This is a genomic window from Poseidonocella sp. HB161398 (assembly GCF_005870025.1).
Classification (GTDB): Bacteria; Pseudomonadota; Alphaproteobacteria; order Rhodobacterales; family Rhodobacteraceae; genus Mangrovicoccus.
The window spans coordinates 1-15,425 of sequence record NZ_VATA01000028.1 but is presented as its reverse complement, the minus strand read 5'-3'; the positions used below and the strand labels follow the sequence as shown (position 1 = coordinate 15,425).

Sequence of the window (15,425 nt, the reverse complement as noted above, 5' to 3'; positions counted from 1 at the left end):
CCGATGCAACCCCTGCCGGCATGCGGCGGCGTCCTCGGTCAGAAAAACAAGGGCCATGAGCCGCTCCGGACGGCGATTCCCGCCCCCGGGAGGGGCGGAAGCGGCCGGGCGGGCGCGGCAGGGCCTCAGGCGCGGGACTCAGGGCCCGGATGCAGCGTCACGACATGGTTGTCCCAGGCGACGTCCTGGCGCGACAGCGCCGCCAGGCGGGCGCCGTCGATCCGCGCCACGCGGCCGGTTCCGGCGGTGGTCAGGATGCCCTCGCCAGTGGCGGCCAGGCCGCAGACATCCGCCTCCTCGATGCAGGCCAGCGGCGCGCCGCTTTCGGTGTCGAAGCACTGCACCACCGAGCCCCGGGGCGAGCTGATCGCCGCCACCTTGCCATCGCGCGACATCGCCACCGACCCGGCATAGCCCTTCATCCTGTGGTGGATGCCGGGGCCGAAGGCCGGAAAGAGCGGCGCCGCGCCCTGGCGGTGCAGCATCAGCAGCGGCGGCGCCTGGGCGATGTCGCCCTCCCACTGCATGGCCGCCGCGACCAGCCCGTCGGCGCGCAGCGCCAGGTGGCGGATCGAGTTCAGGTGCCATTCCGGCGGCAGGTCGACCGTCTCGGTCAGCGTGCCGTCGGGATCGGCATAGGACAGATTCGGCTTCATCAGCGGCAGGTTCAGCTTGGCGCGGCCGCTGTCGGGATGGGTGTCGATGCCCCCATTGGCGATCACCAGCCGGTCGCTGCCGGGCAGCGGCATCACGTCATGCGGCCCGACCCCGCCGGAATGGAACTCGCCGATCCGCCGGTAGCCCGCCGTCGCGTCCCAGATGCCGATCCGCCCCTCGCCCAGGTCATAGGCATTCTCCGGGGTGTAGAGCAGCGTGCCGTCATGGGAGAAATTGCCGTGCCCCATGAAATGCCGGTTCTCCGGCGATTCGAGCCGCGCCAGCTCGGCGCCGCTGCGGCAGTCCAGCACGATCGCGAAGGTGCCGGGACGGCGGGCGAAGGCGATCGCCTCGGGGCGTTCGGGATGGGCGGCGCCGGCATGGCCGCGCCCGGGCAGCGGCAGGGTGAAGACCACCTCGCCCGAGCTCTTCAGCCCGCAGAGCACGAAGCTGTCCGGCCCGGTCCTGCCGGCGGCGATGAAATCCGGGGCCCCGGCCTCGGCCCAGCTCGGGCGCGGCAGGGCGCCGGCGGCCAGAAGTCCTGCAAGGAAGCTGCGGCGCGAGGTCATGTCAGTCTCCGTCCTGCGAGTTGAAGCCCTGGGTCAGGCCGAGCGGCCCGCCCACATGTTCCTTGACGTCCTCCAGCACGTCGCCGACGCGCTGCTGCACGGTCTCGACGCGGAAGCGGCCCATCGGGTCGGCGACCTCGCCGAGCGCCGGATCGCCCAGCCGCGCCAGGGTGACATAGGCCCGGTCATAGACCTTGCGCAGCGCCTCGGCATCCTCCGGCGCGTCCTGCGCCAGGATCATCGCCAGCGCCTCGGTGCCCTCGAGCGACAGCTCGACATGCCGGACCGAGCGGCCGGAGCGGCGCGCCTCGGCGCGGGCCGGGCGCGGCCGGTCGAACTCGCCCATCGGCCGGCCCAGCCGCGCCTCCTCGGTGAATTGCAGCCCGGTCGTGACCTGGGTGTAGAGCGCGGCCAGCGCCTCGGCCTCGCTGCGATAGGGCGTGTCGGGCCCGGGATGGCGCAGCCCCTCGGCATAGGGCCCGTGCCAGTCATCGGCGATCAGCCGCGCGGTGGTGGCGATATCGGCGGCGATGGCGCGGACCAGCTTGCAGCCATATTCGCCGGCATCGGCGAATTGCGGGTCGTAGAGCATGAATTCCAGCGCCGTGAAGCCATGCGCGGCGATCGAGACGTCATGGAAGGCCGCCGGATCGTCCACCGCCGGATCCGCGCTGTCGACCAGCCCCTGCAGCGTCTTCGGGATGAAGCCGCGCGCATCCGGCCAGAGCCCGAAGGAGAAGGCGCGGTTCTCCACCTCGGTCGGGCCGAAACGCAGATGGCTCATCCGGATCCAGGCATCCCAGGCGTCGTTGAAGGCCGCCCGCAGCGCCGGATCCTGCGGGTCGCAGGTCGAGGCCGCCGCCGCGACCAGCGCGTCCGAGCGCTCCGCCAGCGCGTCGAAGCCGGGCTGGATATGGTCCTCCACCGCGGTGTCGAGGATCTCCTGCGGCGAGGCCGCGGCCCAGAGCGGACAGGCGGCAAGGCAGGCGGCGAGGAAGAGGTGTCGCATCAGAGGCTCTCCAGGAACGCGATCAGCGCGTCTCGGTCGGGTTTGGGCATGGCGATGACGGCGTCGCGATGCGGCTGGGCCTCGCCGCCATGCCAGAGGATGGCTTCGAGGAGGCTACGCGCGCGGCCGTCATGAAGGAACGCGGCGTCTCTACTCACCTGCTGCGCCAGCCCGATGCCCCAGAGCGGCGGCGTCTTCCATTCCCGCCCCGTGGCGCGCCCCTCGGGACGGTGGTCGGCCAGCCCCTCGCCCATGTCGTGCAGCAGCAGGTCGGAATAGGGCCAGATCAGCTGGAAGCTCTGCTCGGGCTGCCCGTCGATCCGCGCGGTGACGAATTTCGGCACATGGCAGGCGATGCAGCCGGTCTCGTGGAAGACCTGCTTGCCGCGCAGCACTTCGGCCTCCCCGAGCCCGCGGCGCGCGGGCACGGCGAGGTTCCTGGCATAGAAGGTCACGAGATCCAGCGCGCCCGCGTCGATCTCGTGGCCGCCCTGCCCCGGATCGCCGCCATCGGGCGCCGCGCGGCAGGCGGTCTGGGCCTCTGTGCAGTCGCCCCAGTGATGCGGGAAGAGCGGCGAGGAGATGCCGATGTCGTTCGACAGCGCCTCGGCCGTCTGCTGGCGCACCGTCGGCGAGCCCGCCTTCCAGCCGAACCGGCCGAGCATCGGCCGCCCGGCCTCCAGCGAGGGCACGTAGGAAGGCCGCCCCGAGATGCCGTCGCCATCGGCATCCCCGGGATCGGCACGGGCGAGGATATCGGCCTCGGGAATCGCCTCCAGCAACCCCAGCCCGGTCATCGGCGGCGCGACCCGCGGGCTGAGCATCGCCTGCGCATGCAGAGGGCCGTAGCCGAGTTCCGACGCCGCATAGGCGGGGCGGCGCAGACTGGCGGTCTCGCCATCCGAGAGCGCGACCGGGACCTCCTCGTAGGCGATCTCCATCCGGTATTCCGCCTTCAGCCCGCGATTGCCCAGATCCTGCAGCTGGAAGCCGTAGACCGGGTCGGGCGCGGTGGCGATCCAGCCCTCGATCTCCGCCGCGGCTGCGGGCGGCGATTGTGCGGGAATCGACACGCGCAGGAACATCGACACGCCCGGCACGCCGGGCTCCGCCGGGGGATGGCCGCGGCCGTCGCCGATATGGCATTGCAGGCAGGAGCGCGCGTTGAACAGCGGCCCGAGCCCGTCCGAGGCCCGTGTCGACGAGGGCGACGCCACCCAGAGCTTCTCGAACAGCGCGTTGCCCAGCACGAAATCCAGCTCGCGCTCCGGCGCCATCCCCGCCGAGGGCTGCGCCAGCGCCCGGTCCGTCGCCAGGGCTGGCACGGTCGATGCTCCTCCGGGATTGCCCTCATAGGGTTCGGGCCTGTCGAAACCGGTCGCAGGCACGGTCACTGCCGCGATCCGCTCCGCCTCCGCGGCGGTGCGGGGCAGAAGGACCGGAGGCTCCGCGACAGCGGGCGCAGCGACCAGGAACGGCAATACCAGAATCTTTCTGTCGGGCATCTTCTCAACGCGGCTTTTTCCTGATAAATACAGTCGGGAATAGTCGGATGCCAGTGAAATGGCACAGCAAGACCGAGGATGGAACGGCCCCATGTCCCAGACCGCCAGTGTTTTCAGCAGCCCTTCTGAAACCACATCGCCGCTGCCCTGCCGCGCCGACGAACGCCTGGACCTGATCCGCCGCGAGGCAGCCCGGGCCCGGACCGCGCCGCATCTGGATTTCTTCCGCGCCTGCAGCCTGCTGACCCTCGATGCCGATCGCGCGCCGATCGTCTTCGCCCGGGCGCTGCTGCGCGTGCTCGGCCAGGCGCTGGGACAGCGCCCGGTCTTCCTGCGCCCCGGCTCCGACACGACCAGCTTCGACGAGGACTGGCTGATGCGGCTGCTCGACCGGCTGGAATCGGGCGACCATGACAGCGTGCATTTCCTGCTGCGCCGCCGGGTGCCGCATGACTACCGCCGCTCGGTCGCCTTCCTGCTGCACGGGCTGGTGTCGCGTCCCGACCGTCCCGCCTGACGCCGGCCGGACGTCGGTCCAAGCAAGAACCATACCATTTGACTCGGACTTCGGCGGACTCTAACCGCCGGAGAAAAAAGAGAATTTGTCAGGTTTTTTGCCTCTTGCATTCGGCGCTGTTTGGAATAGTTCTAAACCCAACAGCGAGCCGACCGCCAGCTATCCGCCAGCCAGTCGCGAGCTTGCATAGCCAGCCAAAAGCCAGCCAACCTGTTATTCAGTTATTTACCAGAGAGGCCCGACATGACCCAGACTGCCGCAGCCCTTGGTGCAGACGCCCAGACCGCCATTTGCACCGCGCTGAACCAATGCGTCGCCGAAACCGCGGTGACCACGATGCTTGCCCAGAATTTCCACTGGAACGTCAAGGGCATGGCTTTCGGACCGCTGCACGACCTGTTCCAGAAGATCTACGAGGACCATTTCGAAGGCCAGGACGATCTGGCCGAGCGCGTCCGCATGCTCGGCGGCCATGCCGAAGGGATGCTGGCCGGCATGGTCGAGCGCTCCAAGGTCAAGGAGCATGACGGCAAGGCCACCGACCGCGAGATGATCGCCTACATGCTGGAAGCCCAGCAGATCGTCGCCGAGACCCTGGCGGGCGCAGGCGAGCTGGCCGCCGACAATGGCGACACCCTGACCGAGGATCTCTGCATTGCCCGCGGCCAGGTCCACGAGAAATTCGCCTGGATGCTGAAATCGCACCTGGAGTGAGCCCGCGGGCCCGCTCCGGCTCCGGTCGCAGGACCGGCTAGAAGGGCGCCTCGGCGCCCTTTTTCGCGCATTTGCGCAGATAGGCGCGCTGCCAGCCCTTGGCGGAATTGGCCGCCGCCTGCTGCTCCAGCAGCTCGGCGATGAAGGCCCGCCGCTTCTTGTCCTTCGACAGGCCCTTGTAGCTCTTCTTCTGCTTCTTGGTCATCGCGCAGGCGATGCAGCGCCCGCCCTCGAGGCGGAACTTGCAGACATCGAGGCAGGGAGAGGGAAGCTTGCCCATGTGCTCTTGCCCTTGGCTGGAGCGGAGGGGGCGCACCCCCTCCGGACAGATGCGGTTTACTGGAAGACGGCGTTGGGGTTGTCGAGGCTGTCGGAGCCCTCGAAGTCGCCCGCGTCGATGGAGAGCGCCGAGACCACCCGCTCGATCGAGCGGGTCTGGTCCACCAGCCCGTCGACCCCGCCCATGATCAGCGCCTCGCCCGCGGCATTGCCGCGCTCCAGCATCATGTCGTACTTGAAGCCCGCATCGCCCGCGATCTTCATCTGCAAGAGCGCGTCGACCGTCGCGTCCAGCTTGGCGCGGACCTCGGCATCGAGCTCGGGATCGGTCTCGGCCACCAGCGCGGAGAGCGAGGGGCCCTCGACCTTGGTGCCGTCGACCCGGGTATAGCTGCCGATATAGGCCGAGCGGATGCCGATGCCGTCGTAGAAATGGCTGTTGTAGGTGTTGTCCGAGAAGCAGTCATGCTCTTCCTCGGGGTCGTTCAGCATCAGGCCCAGCCGCATCCGCTCGCCCGCCTGCTCGCCATAGGAGAGCGAGCCCATGCCGGTGACGATCGCCACCAGACCGGCATCGACATCCGCCTCGAGCGTCTCGCGGGCCTCGCCGCCCTCCTGCCACTGCGCCACCATGTAGCCGAGGTCGCGGACCAGCAGGTCGGTCGCCGCCTGCAGATACGCGCCGCGGCGATCGCAATTGCCGTGGGTGCAGTCCTCGCCCTGGCCGTAATCGGTCCAGGGACGCGCCCCGGCACCGGCGGCATGGCCGTTCAGGTCCTGGCCCCAGAGCAGGAATTCGATCGCGTGATAGCCCGAGGCCACGTTGGTCTCGACCCCGTCCGCCTCGTGCAGCACGCCCTCGATGAAGTCCGGGGTGATCTCCGAGGCGTCGATCGTCGCGCCGCCCATCTCGAATTCGGGGGTGGCGACGACATTCAGCGCGGCCAGCTCGTTCTCGTCGGTCGGGCCGCCATAGCTGTCATCGACATAGTCGATCAGCCCCTCGTCCAGCGGCCAGGCATTCACCTTGCCCTCCCAGTCGTCGACGACCGGGTTGCCGAAGCGGTAGACCTCGGACTGCTGGTAGGGGATGCGCGCGGCCAGCCAGGCCTGCTTGGCGGCGTCGAGCGCCTGGGGCGAGGGATCGGCGACCAGCGCGGCGACCTTCTCCTGCAGCACCTTCGCGGTGGCCAGGCTGTCCTCGAACTTGGCCTGGCCCATGTCGATGTAGTTGGCGAGAACGTCGGCTTTCTCGACGGCGAAGGCGGGAGCCGCCAGGGTGACGGCCAGGGCGGTCGAAGTCAGGAAGGTCTTGGGCATCGGAATGTCCTTGGGCTGGGCTTGCGTGGCAGCGGCGCGGCGCGCCGGGGCTTCGGTGGAAACGGCCGTTACTTGGTCAGGATCAGCTTCGACGAGCGGGTAATCCGCAGCGTGTAGATCTGGCCGTCGAGTTCGAGGAGCGCGATCTGCCCGCCATCGGTCAGCGCCCGCGCGTCATAGAGCGGGGGCATGCCGTCGCGGCGGATCACGGCGTCGGGGGAAGGTGTGGATTTTGTCATGTACGTCATTGTCGCGTCTCCAGCCAGTCGAGCAGCGCCTCAAGGGAAGGCAGGTTCAGGAAGCCGCTTGCAGCCCTCCCGCCGGTGGCGGGATCGGGCCGCGCGGCGGGCCGGGGCATTGGCCGGGCGCCAGTGTCGGAAATGTGCATCGCGGGTCTCCGGTGGGGTCCATCGGCTTCCCCACGGCACGGCGAGGGGTGGCTGTGACAAGGAATACTCTGACAAGATTTGTCGGGTTTGGCAATCCGAGTTTTTTAGTCGGAAAAGAAAACGCCCCCATCTGCCTCATTCCGGCGCATTCGCCGCCGGTTTTGCCCAGCAGGCACGCGCCGGACGAGCTTCGCCCCCGCCGGACCAAGGAGATAGCCCCAACCGGGGCGCCCCGCCTGTCCCCGGCCCGGCGGAAGGCGGGAAGACCGAAGAGCCCTGCTGCACGAACATGCCGCGTCTGGGCGCCAGAACCTGCATCGGCAGTGCGCGCCGGGGAACAGCCGCTTCCACTGTTACGGTCCCGGGACATTCGCAGGACGGAACTTCAAAGCGGGACTGTGTCCCATGGGCGCCAGACGCGCGGGGACGCGCCCGCCCTGCCCTTGCGCCGCACCGGCCCGCGCCTTCCGGGGAACCCGGTTTTATTGCCGCCCATCCAATCCCTTGCGGAGCGGCCCCCTGCCGGATGTCGCATTTCTCTCGCAATTTGCGGCCGAAGCGCCTATGTAAACGGGGCATATCCTCGTCTCGGACACTGTTCCTTCCGGCTCAGCTTCGATCTCCAGCTGTGCCTCGCCGCCGCATCCTGCGGGCGGCCCTAGCGGAAAGGAACTGGACTCGTCCGTTGACATCGCGAGCGGCCCGAACCGGAACACGGTCGAGAGCCCCAGCCTGACAGAGACCGGCAGACGCCGGACACTTCCCTGAACAGGACCGCGTATCCGTCTAGACGGCGCGGATCGGCCAAGGCCGTCCCGCCCAGCGTCGCCCTTTCCGGCTCAGCAGCCGATTGCGCGCCGCACGGAGCATGCCGGAGACGGGGCCCGGCAGGGCCTCCCCGGCATGCCGGGGATTCAGTCCCGAGACCCAACAATGAAAGAATCGACGACTTGATAGAAATATTCTGGGGTGATCCGATCACCCTCACCCGAACGCCGGACGGCCACCGGATCAAGATCACCACGATCGAGCAGGCGCAGTACTGGCTGCGCCGGAAATGGCCCGTGGCCGACACGGCCCGCCAGCAGGCGCTCGGGCGGCTCGATGCCGCCGCCGAATGCATGTGCTCCGTCGGCAGCGCGCGCCATGCCTTCCTCTCCGCCGCCGAGACGGCCGGCTTCAAGACGCAGGCCCAGGAGCGCCCGCGCCGTGTCTCTTGATCTGCACGCCTCCGCCGAGCCGGGTTACCGGGCGCAGTCCCGGCCGCCCCGCCCCGCTCTGACGCGGGTCCGCACGAAGCTCTTCGACGGGCTCTTCGCCCTGTGGACCATGCTCCAGAGCCCGCTCATCCCCGGGCTCGCGCTGCTGCGCCGTCCCCGGCTGACCCGGGCCGCCATCCGGTTCTGGACCGGCGGCGTCCTGGCGCTGATGCGCGTCGTGCTCGGCCTGCGCTTCCGCGAAGAGGGGCTGGAGAACAAGCATCCCGGCACGCCCTGCATCTATGTCTGCAACCACCAGTCCACCTGGGAAACGCTCGCCTTCAACAACCTCGTGCCGGATATCTGCATGGTCGCCAAGCACGAGCTGCGGCGCATCCCGGTCTTTGGCTGGTATCTCGGCAACGCCCCGATGATCCTGATCGACCGCGGCGCCGGCGGGCGGGCCCTGGCCGCGATGATCACCGAGGCACGGCGCGAGGTCGCGAAGGGCCGCTCGATCCTGATCTTCCCGGAGGGCACGCGCGCGGATGTCGGCCAGGACTGCAAGTTCCAGCCGGGCCTGATCGCGCTCTACCGCAAGCTCGGCATCCCGGTCGTGCCGGTCGCCCATAATGCGGGCTGCTTCTGGACCGACACCGGCAAGGCGGCCGGAACGGTCACCCTGTCCTACCTGCCGACGATCCCCGCCGGCCTTCCGGCCGCAGAGGCCATGGCGGATATCGAGGCGCGCCTCACCGCCGAGAAGAACCGGCTCGCGCACGGCCTGCGCTGAAGCGGCCGCCCGCCGGAACCCGGGCGCTGCGCCGAAAGCGCCCATTTCCTGTCGCCCCGAGAAAGGTGACAGGAGCACGGCGGGGCTGTCCGCTTCGCTAGCGCGCCCCGCTCGATCGCTCTCCGCTGCCTCGCAACGCGCCTGCCACCGGCCGCCCGGACTTGCCGCCAGCACGCGAATGCCCGGCGGGTTTCGATGGCGCGGATGACGAGTTGGGGAGGCGGTGTTGCACATATTGGCGACAGTGATTCCGTGCGGGAACGCTGATGGTTGGATTGGCCAGATGCCGCAGCCTGCCCCCGTTAGCGCGCGATAAACCGGTCTGATTGCGGCCCCTCGCCGGGGCGGCGTGGTTCGCTCCGGGCCGGTTCGATCCCCAGACCGAGCGGCGCGCGCGGCAGCGGAAAGCGGGTGCACCCCGGCACCTTCCCGGACACGGCCATCCGGACGGGCCCTGAAGGTCGTGCCCGGCTTGCCTCTTCGCCGGGCTGTCGGCCTGATCGCGAGCTGGCTCGGCTGGCCTGCCCCTGGCCAGTCGACACCGTGCCGATGCCAGGCACGGATCGCGGCACAGTTCCCCGACCCCAGTGCCGGTCTGCCCCTGAACCTGCCGTTCCCCTCCCGGGACATTGCTGCGCAGGGCCGCGCCGGGGTCTGTTTCCCTGGCGATGGAGAATGGCTCGCGCGCATGCACGGCGCGACTGGCGCAAGGTTCATGACGCGATGGACGCAGGCACCGGCGGCATCCGAGCTGTCGAGCTCTCCTCCAGCCGTCACGGCGACGGCCCGATCCTGCACGAGCTGCCGGCATATCCCGGAGGACGACGCGGTCGGAACGGTCACTGCGGATGGCGCGCACGATACGCGGCGCGGCCATGCCGCGATCCTCGCGCAGGACGCCGGACCGGTCATCCCGATCCGGCGAAATGGTCGAGCGCGGAGGCCACTCTGCCCTGCCGCGATCTCGCGCAACGCGATGTCCGGGCCGGGCACTCTGGAGGAAGCGGGCTGGCTATCGCGCGTGATGTCGCGCTGAAGCTCGAATGAACCGCCTCGAACTCTTCGGCGAGCGCATCATGTCCCGCGATCGCCAGACCGCCGAAATCCGGATCCGCATCGCCATCATCAACCGCTGCTCTGCCCTCGGAAGGGCCTGGACCTGGCGGGACGAGGGAACGTCACGCCTGAAGCCCCGGTGCATGCAACACGGCCGTCGGCCGGGCGCATCGGCATAGCGGCCCGCATCCGCTCCGTCGAACTCTCGGCCGGGCTCTGGCGGAGCCGAGGCGGGCGAAATCGTGGCAAGTCGCCCTGGCGGGCGGCATCTGCCCCGCTGAGGGGCTGGATGCGCGACGGCGTCAGTCGCCGTCTTCCGCCGGCCCGGTCCCGGTGTCGTCCCCGCGGGCCAGGCGCTTCGCGCGAAGCTTGGCAGTCAGCTCCGAGCGCTCTTCCTTCTGCAGGTCGAGGTCCAGATCCGCTTCCGTCTTTTCAGTCTTGTCCTCGACCGGTCCGGTCCAGGAGAGGCTGACTGTCTTGTCGTTGCGGCCCATCGAAACTCCCATGGGAATGATCCGGCCCGGAACGAGCCGGATCATCGCTAGATTGTCTTACGCGAGCGCCAGGTTCTTGGCGTTCTCGCGGCCGTCACGGCCGGTCTCGACTTCGTAGGTCACTGCCTGGCCGTCATTGAGGCCGGAGAGGCCCGAACGTTCCACGGCGGAGATGTGGACGAAGATGTCCTTGCCGCCGGATTCCGGTGCGATGAAGCCGAAGCCTTTAGTTGCGTTGAACCATTTCACGGTGCCATTGGCCATCGTGATGTCTCCTGTCGATTGGTGCTGTCCACGTCGCGCGACAGCTCGGCTCAGTCAGTTCCAATTGGCAGACTGAAGCCAATTAAGGAGACAGGATGCGAAGCGAAAAAACATTGCCGAGCCCCCATACACGCGCGCGCCGATTCACGCAATGAGTCCGTTCGGACACAGGTCTCATCCGATCTGGTCGCACCAGACATCGAAGCCCGTCAGGGTATTCGCGCCGAAGGAATGGACCAGGGGAACATCGGCCGCGTCGCGGCCGCGCGCGACCAGGACACGGCCGATGCGGGGCATGTTGTTGCGCGGATCGAAGGTCCACCAGCTTCCGTCCAGCCAGACCTCCATCCAGGCGGCGAAGTCGCCCGGCGGATAGGGCGGCGGCATGCCGATATCGCCGAGATAGCCGGTGCAGTAGCGCGCGGGGATGTTCATGCAGCGGCAGAAGGCAATCGCCAGATGGGCATAGTCCCGGCAGACGCCGACCCCCTCCGCATGGGCCTGCGCCGCGCTGCGCGAGGCCCGCGCCGCCAGGTAGTCGAAGCGGATATGGCCATGCACGTAGTCGCAGATCGCCTGGACCCGCTCGCGCCCGGGCCGCGTCTTCTCGAAGAGGCCCCAGGCCGTGTCCGAGAGCATGTCCGTTTCGCAGTAGCGGCTGCCGATGAGGAAGACGATGACGTCATCCGGCAGGGTCTCGACCCGGTCATTGCAGATCTCGGGAGGGGCGGCATCCGGCATGCCGCGATCGGCGATGACGGTTTCGGTGCTGAGGACCAGCTCTCCGGGCTGGGCAGTGAACCGCGTGCACCAGTTGCCGAACCCGTCCCGGTAGGCGCTGACCGGAACCGATGGCGAGACGACGAGATGATCGGGATGTTCCAGATCGCTGACCCGCGAGAAATGGACGTTCAGAAGCGCAATCATCGGCGTCGGCTGAGGCAGGTCGAAACGGAAGCGGCAGCCAAGCCGTATTCTTATGTCGGAAAAGTGCATCGAGGGCCTTTCATGCGGCACCGGGTCGGCGTTGCGGGCGGGGCGTCCGGACATGGCCATGGTCCCGGCCGGACCGCGGACCGCGGCTGGCGCTGCGTCCATGCGGGATGGTCAGCGCCCGTGATGTCGTGGAACCGGAAAGAACACTGGCTTCCGGGCCCGCCGGCCGCCCTGGCAGGCGGCCAGCCGTCCCGGCACGTGACTGCTGCTGGCACATCGCGGCTTCTGACGCAACGAAAACCGCAGGCGCGCCGCGCCCTTGAGGGCGTGCCTGCGCGGGGCGCGGGCCCTCGCGCCATCGCAGACGGGCACCGGCGCATCCGATTAGTGGCCCGCCCCGCCGTGCAAAGACTCGCAAAAGCGGCCGGAAGCCGTTAGAAGGGCATATCCTGTGGGCCCGACACATGTTTCCATATCTTCGGGCTGAACCTTCTGAATGCCGGATCTTCTGCCGCGAGGCTGCGCTTGGGCGCGGCCGATCTGCGTCCCGCCGGCATTTTGCCTCTGCACACCGCAATCGCGCCGCCTGCCCCTCTCTGCGGCCGGGCTGCCGCCGTTGCCTCCCTTGGGGGAAACGACATGACGTATCCGATCCGAATGACAGCCGCCTTCCTGCGGCCGTTCGAGCTGCCGGGCCTGGACGAACTGCTTCCGCCCGGAGACTACGAGATCGAACTCTGCGATCCCGCGACAATCGCGGCCGGGACCGGCGCCGCCTCCGTGCTCGTCCGTCTCCATGCCCGGGCGTCCCATCCCGGACTGGACCGCACCCTGACCCTGCCCCTTGCCGATCTGGAAGCCGCGATCGCCAAGGACAAGCAGGGCGACTGGACGCTGCGCGACCGCTTCCTGGAAGAGATGCTCGCCGATCCGATGATCCGCCTGGTGATGAAGGCCGACGGCGTCGGCGAGGCGGAGATGCGCGACCTCTACGGCACCGCATCGCGGCCGGAGCAGCGCCAGGGCGGGGCCGGACCCCGGATCGCCCCGCCAAGGCGCGCCTTCGACGGAACCGGTCCGATGCGGGTGCCGACCCGGCCGGGCATCGGCGAATGACCTGCCCGTGCCGCCGCCATCGCCGCCGGGGCGCTGCCGCGTCCCGGTCCGGCCGGACCGCTAGGGCCTGCCGATGACCGGCATGCCGATCGACCTCGACCGCCACCGGACAACCGCAGACCGGCTGAAGTCGCGCTTGCGGCGGAACACCGCGAACCTGAAGTCTCCGCCTCCGCAGGTTGCCGCCATCGAAATCGAGGCGGCATCGGAGCGGACCCTGCTCTGGAGCAACGCGATGACCGCGCTCCAGGCGCTGAAGGAGCAGTGCGCCGCAGAGCCCGGCCGCTGCGACCCGAAGTCCCTCGGGCTGATCACCCAGGCCATGGCGGATCTCGACCGCCTGCGCCCGGCCTAGGATCCGCCAGTGACCGTCATCACGATCGTCCATGTCACCCGCTACCGCTACGGCGCGGCCGTCGGCCTGGGACCGCACAGGCTCATGCTGCGGCCCCGCGAGACCCCGGATCTGAAACTCCTCGCCTATGATCTGGAGATCGCGCCCGGCGCGGTGATCGACTGGTCGCAGGACGTGTCCGGGAATGCCGTTGCCACCGCCAGCTTCACCGGGGTTTCGGACGCGCTGACGATCCGCTCGCGCGCGACGGTCTCGCTGACAGCGCCCAGCTGGCCCGTCTTCCCGATTGCCGCCTCTGCGCAGTCCTATCCGTTTGCCTATGCCGCCGAGGACCACACCGATCTGGGCGCGCTGGCGCAGCCGCAATATCCCGACCCGTCGGGCCGTTTCCGCGCCTGGGTGGAAGAGTTCGTGATGTCCCGCCCCACGAACACGCTGTCCCTGCTGAAGGATCTCGGCAACGGCATTGCCGCCCAGTTCTGCTACCAGATCCGCGAAAGCGAAGGCACGCAGGCGCCGCTCGAGACCCTGGCCCGGGGCTGGGGCACCTGCCGCGACTTCGCCGTTCTCTTCGCCGAGGCGGCCCGCGCGCTCGGCTTGGGCGCGCGCATCGTCTCGGGCTACCTCCACGACGCGGGCAGCGGCCAGCTGGGCTCGGCGGGCCCGGGATCGACCCATGCCTGGGCAGAGGTCTTCGTGCCCGGAGCGGGCTGGATCCCTTTCGACCCGACCAACCGCGCGGTGGGCTCGGCCAACCTGGTCCCGGTGGCGGTCGGGCGCAACATCTCGCAGGTCGCGCCGGTCGCGGGCAGCTTCTCCGGATCGTCGGCCGATCTGCTGTCGATGGATGTGGAGGTCCGCGTCGAAGAGGCAGGCTCCGGCGCGCATGCCGGTTCCCGGCCCCTCACCGCCTCGTAGCGAACCGGGCCCGGCATCTCCGGCCGGCGGATGCAGATGCAAAGCGCAGAACGGCCGGGCCGAGATTGGACGGTCGCCAGAGCGGGATAGAGTCTCGTGGCGCATTCGGCCCGGCCGGACTGCCGCACTCGAAACACACAGGCTCCGCCGGGAACGCTGGACAACCACCACCGCGGAGGTGGCGTAACTTAACATCGCTTCTTTCTTTCGGACAAGTTGCAATGTTAACCCCAAGGCAGCCCTGCGACCGTCCGTCCGTGCGCGCCCCGCCCTTCCCGGTATCGCCATGGGGGACGCTGTGGCCCTGCTCCCCTGAAAACTCCGCATTTCGAAGTTCGCCTGATCCTTGAACGAGGCGACAGACGATGCGGAAGAGCAGATCATGGGCATCCTGATGGAGCAGCAAGCGGAAGCGGGCGCCCGGGAGCCCTGCCGGAAGCGCGGCATCCGCGACGGCACGTTCCGCAAGTGGCGCTCCAAGCATGGCGACGGGGTGTCCGGGGCCTGGCGGCGGAAGGCGCTCGGGACCGGGAAGATGCTGGCCGAGCACATGCCGCACGCGGCGGCGCTGAAGGAGGTGCCGGGACTGGCGGGAGGCGAACGCCAACTGTTCGAGAGAAGCTGCCGCCCCTTCCGAAGCCCGGTCCAAGGCGACGCGCTCTGGACCGGGCCATGACAGAGAGGACCTGCAGCCAGCGGCGGGCCTGCGCCTTGGCCGGGATCGACCCGCGGGTCTATCGCCGGCGGCCAGGGCGGCCTGCGGATGCCGAGCTGCGGGATGACGGCATGGACGCCACGATGGGCGATTGCATCATGGCATTTTCGGGGATCATGGGCGTCGCCAGCGGTGCTCGAACCGGTGGCGCATCCGCTGGCAACTCGCCGGTGACGCTGCCGATCGCCCCTCCGCCGGGATCTGGTCGAGCAGATCTGGCAGCACCGGCGCATCGCCGATGTGGCTCCCGGTGATCTCGACGGCCCGGCATTCGAACGTCTGCCCGTCGATCCCGAGGTGGATCTTGCGCCGCGAGCTGTGTCCGCCATTGCTCCGGGGACAATGGCGAGCCCGCCGTTCGGGGCCGCCGTGCTTTCGAGCGTGCCACTCGCCCTCGACCTTGATCCCCGTGCCGTCGATCAGCAGATGGAGCGGACCCTTGGAGCCGCGGCAGGGGATGGTCGCCGCCAAGGTCTCCTGACGCCGGGATCGCGTGCCGAAGCCGGGCACCGTCCCGTCCGGGCCGACCATACATCTGCCGCTTCAGCATTTTCAGCCGGTTGATCTGTCCCTCGGTCTGGCCATTGGACCACGGCTCGGTCAGGGATGCGGCGACCGCA

Annotated in this window: 16 protein-coding genes and 3 pseudogenes; 9 read left to right on the top strand and 10 right to left on the bottom strand. The window is 69.0% G+C overall.

All coding sequences use genetic code 11. The features are described 5' to 3' along the window. Window positions 1-125 precede the first annotated feature (125 nt). From FGX59_RS20480 to FGX59_RS20470, 3 genes are read right to left on the bottom strand one after another with little or no spacing between them, the layout of a single operon-like run. Window positions 126-1,226, bottom strand: a complete 1,101-nt coding sequence (locus tag FGX59_RS20480; RefSeq protein ID WP_138468983.1) for a DUF1513 domain-containing protein — start codon at window positions 1,224-1,226, stop codon at window positions 126-128. A 1-nt stretch (window position 1,227) separates the two neighbouring features. Then, complete coding sequence (locus FGX59_RS20475; RefSeq protein WP_138468982.1) at window positions 1,228-2,235, bottom strand: imelysin family protein; 1,008 nt, start codon at window positions 2,233-2,235, stop codon at window positions 1,228-1,230. Next, complete coding sequence (locus FGX59_RS20470) at window positions 2,235-3,740, bottom strand: di-heme oxidoredictase family protein (RefSeq protein ID WP_138468981.1); 1,506 nt, start codon at window positions 3,738-3,740, stop codon at window positions 2,235-2,237. The genes FGX59_RS20475 and FGX59_RS20470 overlap by 1 nt, the downstream gene beginning before the upstream one ends. Window positions 3,741-3,831: 91 nt before the next feature. Between FGX59_RS20470 and FGX59_RS20465 the strand changes: the two genes are divergently transcribed. Next, on the top strand, window positions 3,832-4,257 hold the full coding sequence (locus FGX59_RS20465; RefSeq protein ID WP_138468980.1) for a hypothetical protein: 426 nt from the start codon (window positions 3,832-3,834) through the stop codon (window positions 4,255-4,257). 243 nt (window positions 4,258-4,500) lie between these two features. After that, window positions 4,501-4,971 carry a Dps family protein gene (locus FGX59_RS20460; RefSeq protein WP_138468979.1) on the top strand — a complete coding sequence of 157 codons (471 nt, stop codon included), beginning with the start codon at window positions 4,501-4,503 and terminating at the stop codon, window positions 4,969-4,971. 37 nt (window positions 4,972-5,008) lie between these two features. Here FGX59_RS20460 and FGX59_RS20455 read toward each other — a convergent pair whose 3' ends face one another. The 3 genes from FGX59_RS20455 to hemP form a co-directional block, all read right to left on the bottom strand. Beyond that, complete coding sequence (locus FGX59_RS20455; RefSeq protein WP_138468978.1) at window positions 5,009-5,251, bottom strand: DUF1289 domain-containing protein; 243 nt, start codon at window positions 5,249-5,251, stop codon at window positions 5,009-5,011. 56 nt (window positions 5,252-5,307) lie between these two features. After that, complete coding sequence (locus FGX59_RS20450) at window positions 5,308-6,570, bottom strand: imelysin family protein (RefSeq protein WP_138468977.1); 1,263 nt, start codon at window positions 6,568-6,570, stop codon at window positions 5,308-5,310. Window positions 6,571-6,638: 68 nt separating this feature from the next. After that, window positions 6,639-6,761 carry a hemin uptake protein HemP gene (gene hemP, locus FGX59_RS20445; RefSeq protein ID WP_138469048.1) on the bottom strand — a complete coding sequence of 41 codons (123 nt, stop codon included), beginning with the start codon at window positions 6,759-6,761 and terminating at the stop codon, window positions 6,639-6,641. 1,148 nt (window positions 6,762-7,909) lie between these two features. Between hemP and FGX59_RS20440 the strand changes: the two genes are divergently transcribed. From FGX59_RS20440 to FGX59_RS38810, 3 genes and pseudogenes are all read left to right on the top strand, one after another. After that, window positions 7,910-8,179 (top strand): DUF982 domain-containing protein, encoded by a 270-nt coding sequence (locus tag FGX59_RS20440; RefSeq protein WP_138468976.1) that lies wholly within the window; start codon window positions 7,910-7,912, stop codon window positions 8,177-8,179. After that, a complete protein-coding gene (locus FGX59_RS20435; RefSeq protein WP_206078398.1) occupies window positions 8,169-8,951 on the top strand; it encodes a 1-acyl-sn-glycerol-3-phosphate acyltransferase in 783 nt (260 codons plus the stop codon). Before FGX59_RS20440 ends, FGX59_RS20435 begins: the two co-directional genes overlap by 11 nt. A gap of 283 nt (window positions 8,952-9,234) precedes the next feature. Beyond that, window positions 9,235-10,105 (top strand): annotated as a pseudogene (locus FGX59_RS38810) (IS5/IS1182 family transposase); the annotation flags it as partial. 204 nt (window positions 10,106-10,309) lie between these two features. Here FGX59_RS38810 and FGX59_RS20425 read toward each other — a convergent pair. The 3 genes from FGX59_RS20425 to FGX59_RS20415 form a co-directional block, all read right to left on the bottom strand. Next, on the bottom strand, window positions 10,310-10,546 hold the full coding sequence (locus FGX59_RS20425) for a hypothetical protein (protein WP_138468974.1): 237 nt from the start codon (window positions 10,544-10,546) through the stop codon (window positions 10,310-10,312). 12 nt (window positions 10,547-10,558) lie between these two features. Then, the gene (locus FGX59_RS20420; protein WP_138468973.1) at window positions 10,559-10,765 is read right to left on the bottom strand and encodes a cold-shock protein; all 207 of its coding nucleotides are present in this window, start codon (window positions 10,763-10,765) and stop codon (window positions 10,559-10,561) included. A gap of 174 nt (window positions 10,766-10,939) precedes the next feature. Then, window positions 10,940-11,746, bottom strand: coding sequence for a transglutaminase family protein (locus tag FGX59_RS20415; protein WP_138469046.1), 807 nt, complete (start codon window positions 11,744-11,746; stop codon window positions 10,940-10,942). Between the two features lie 594 nt (window positions 11,747-12,340). Here FGX59_RS20415 and FGX59_RS20410 point away from each other — a divergent pair. From FGX59_RS20410 to FGX59_RS20395, 4 genes and pseudogenes are all read left to right on the top strand, one after another. Continuing rightward, window positions 12,341-12,817, top strand: a complete 477-nt coding sequence (locus FGX59_RS20410; protein WP_206078397.1) for a hypothetical protein — start codon at window positions 12,341-12,343, stop codon at window positions 12,815-12,817. Between the two features lie 73 nt (window positions 12,818-12,890). Beyond that, window positions 12,891-13,172 (top strand): hypothetical protein, encoded by a 282-nt coding sequence (locus FGX59_RS20405; RefSeq protein ID WP_138468972.1) that lies wholly within the window; start codon window positions 12,891-12,893, stop codon window positions 13,170-13,172. A gap of 9 nt (window positions 13,173-13,181) precedes the next feature. Further along, complete coding sequence (locus FGX59_RS20400) at window positions 13,182-14,090, top strand: transglutaminase family protein (RefSeq protein WP_138468971.1); 909 nt, start codon at window positions 13,182-13,184, stop codon at window positions 14,088-14,090. Window positions 14,091-14,472: 382 nt separating this feature from the next. Further along, window positions 14,473-14,867: pseudogene (locus FGX59_RS20395) on the top strand (IS3 family transposase); the annotation flags it as partial. Here the strand turns inward: FGX59_RS20395 and FGX59_RS20390 are convergent. Then, window positions 14,865-15,336, bottom strand: a pseudogene (locus tag FGX59_RS20390) (transposase); the annotation flags it as partial. The pseudogenes FGX59_RS20395 and FGX59_RS20390 sit on opposite strands and share 3 nt — an antisense overlap. Window positions 15,337-15,425: the final 89 nt, after the last annotated feature.

Bases quoted from the DNA above. Each gene is read 5' to 3' on its own strand.
- FGX59_RS20480 (WP_138468983.1), bottom strand. From the start codon at position 1,226: ATGACCTCGCGCCGCAGCTTCCTTGCAGGACTTCTGGCCGCCGGCGCC.
- FGX59_RS20475 (WP_138468982.1), bottom strand. From the start codon at position 2,235: ATGCGACACCTCTTCCTCGCCGCCTGCCTTGCCGCCTGTCCGCTCTGG.
- FGX59_RS20470 (WP_138468981.1), bottom strand. From the start codon at position 3,740: ATGCCCGACAGAAAGATTCTGGTATTGCCGTTCCTGGTCGCTGCGCCC.
- FGX59_RS20465 (WP_138468980.1), top strand. From the start codon at position 3,832: ATGTCCCAGACCGCCAGTGTTTTCAGCAGCCCTTCTGAAACCACATCG.
- FGX59_RS20460 (WP_138468979.1), top strand. From the start codon at position 4,501: ATGACCCAGACTGCCGCAGCCCTTGGTGCAGACGCCCAGACCGCCATT.
- FGX59_RS20455 (WP_138468978.1), bottom strand. From the start codon at position 5,251: ATGGGCAAGCTTCCCTCTCCCTGCCTCGATGTCTGCAAGTTCCGCCTC.
- FGX59_RS20450 (WP_138468977.1), bottom strand. From the start codon at position 6,570: ATGCCCAAGACCTTCCTGACTTCGACCGCCCTGGCCGTCACCCTGGCG.
- hemP (WP_138469048.1), bottom strand. From the start codon at position 6,761: ATGCCCCCGCTCTATGACGCGCGGGCGCTGACCGATGGCGGGCAGATC.
- FGX59_RS20425 (WP_138468974.1), bottom strand. From the start codon at position 10,546: ATGATCCGGCTCGTTCCGGGCCGGATCATTCCCATGGGAGTTTCGATG.
- FGX59_RS20420 (WP_138468973.1), bottom strand. From the start codon at position 10,765: ATGGCCAATGGCACCGTGAAATGGTTCAACGCAACTAAAGGCTTCGGC.
- FGX59_RS20410 (WP_206078397.1), top strand. From the start codon at position 12,341: ATGACGTATCCGATCCGAATGACAGCCGCCTTCCTGCGGCCGTTCGAG.
- FGX59_RS20405 (WP_138468972.1), top strand. From the start codon at position 12,891: ATGACCGGCATGCCGATCGACCTCGACCGCCACCGGACAACCGCAGAC.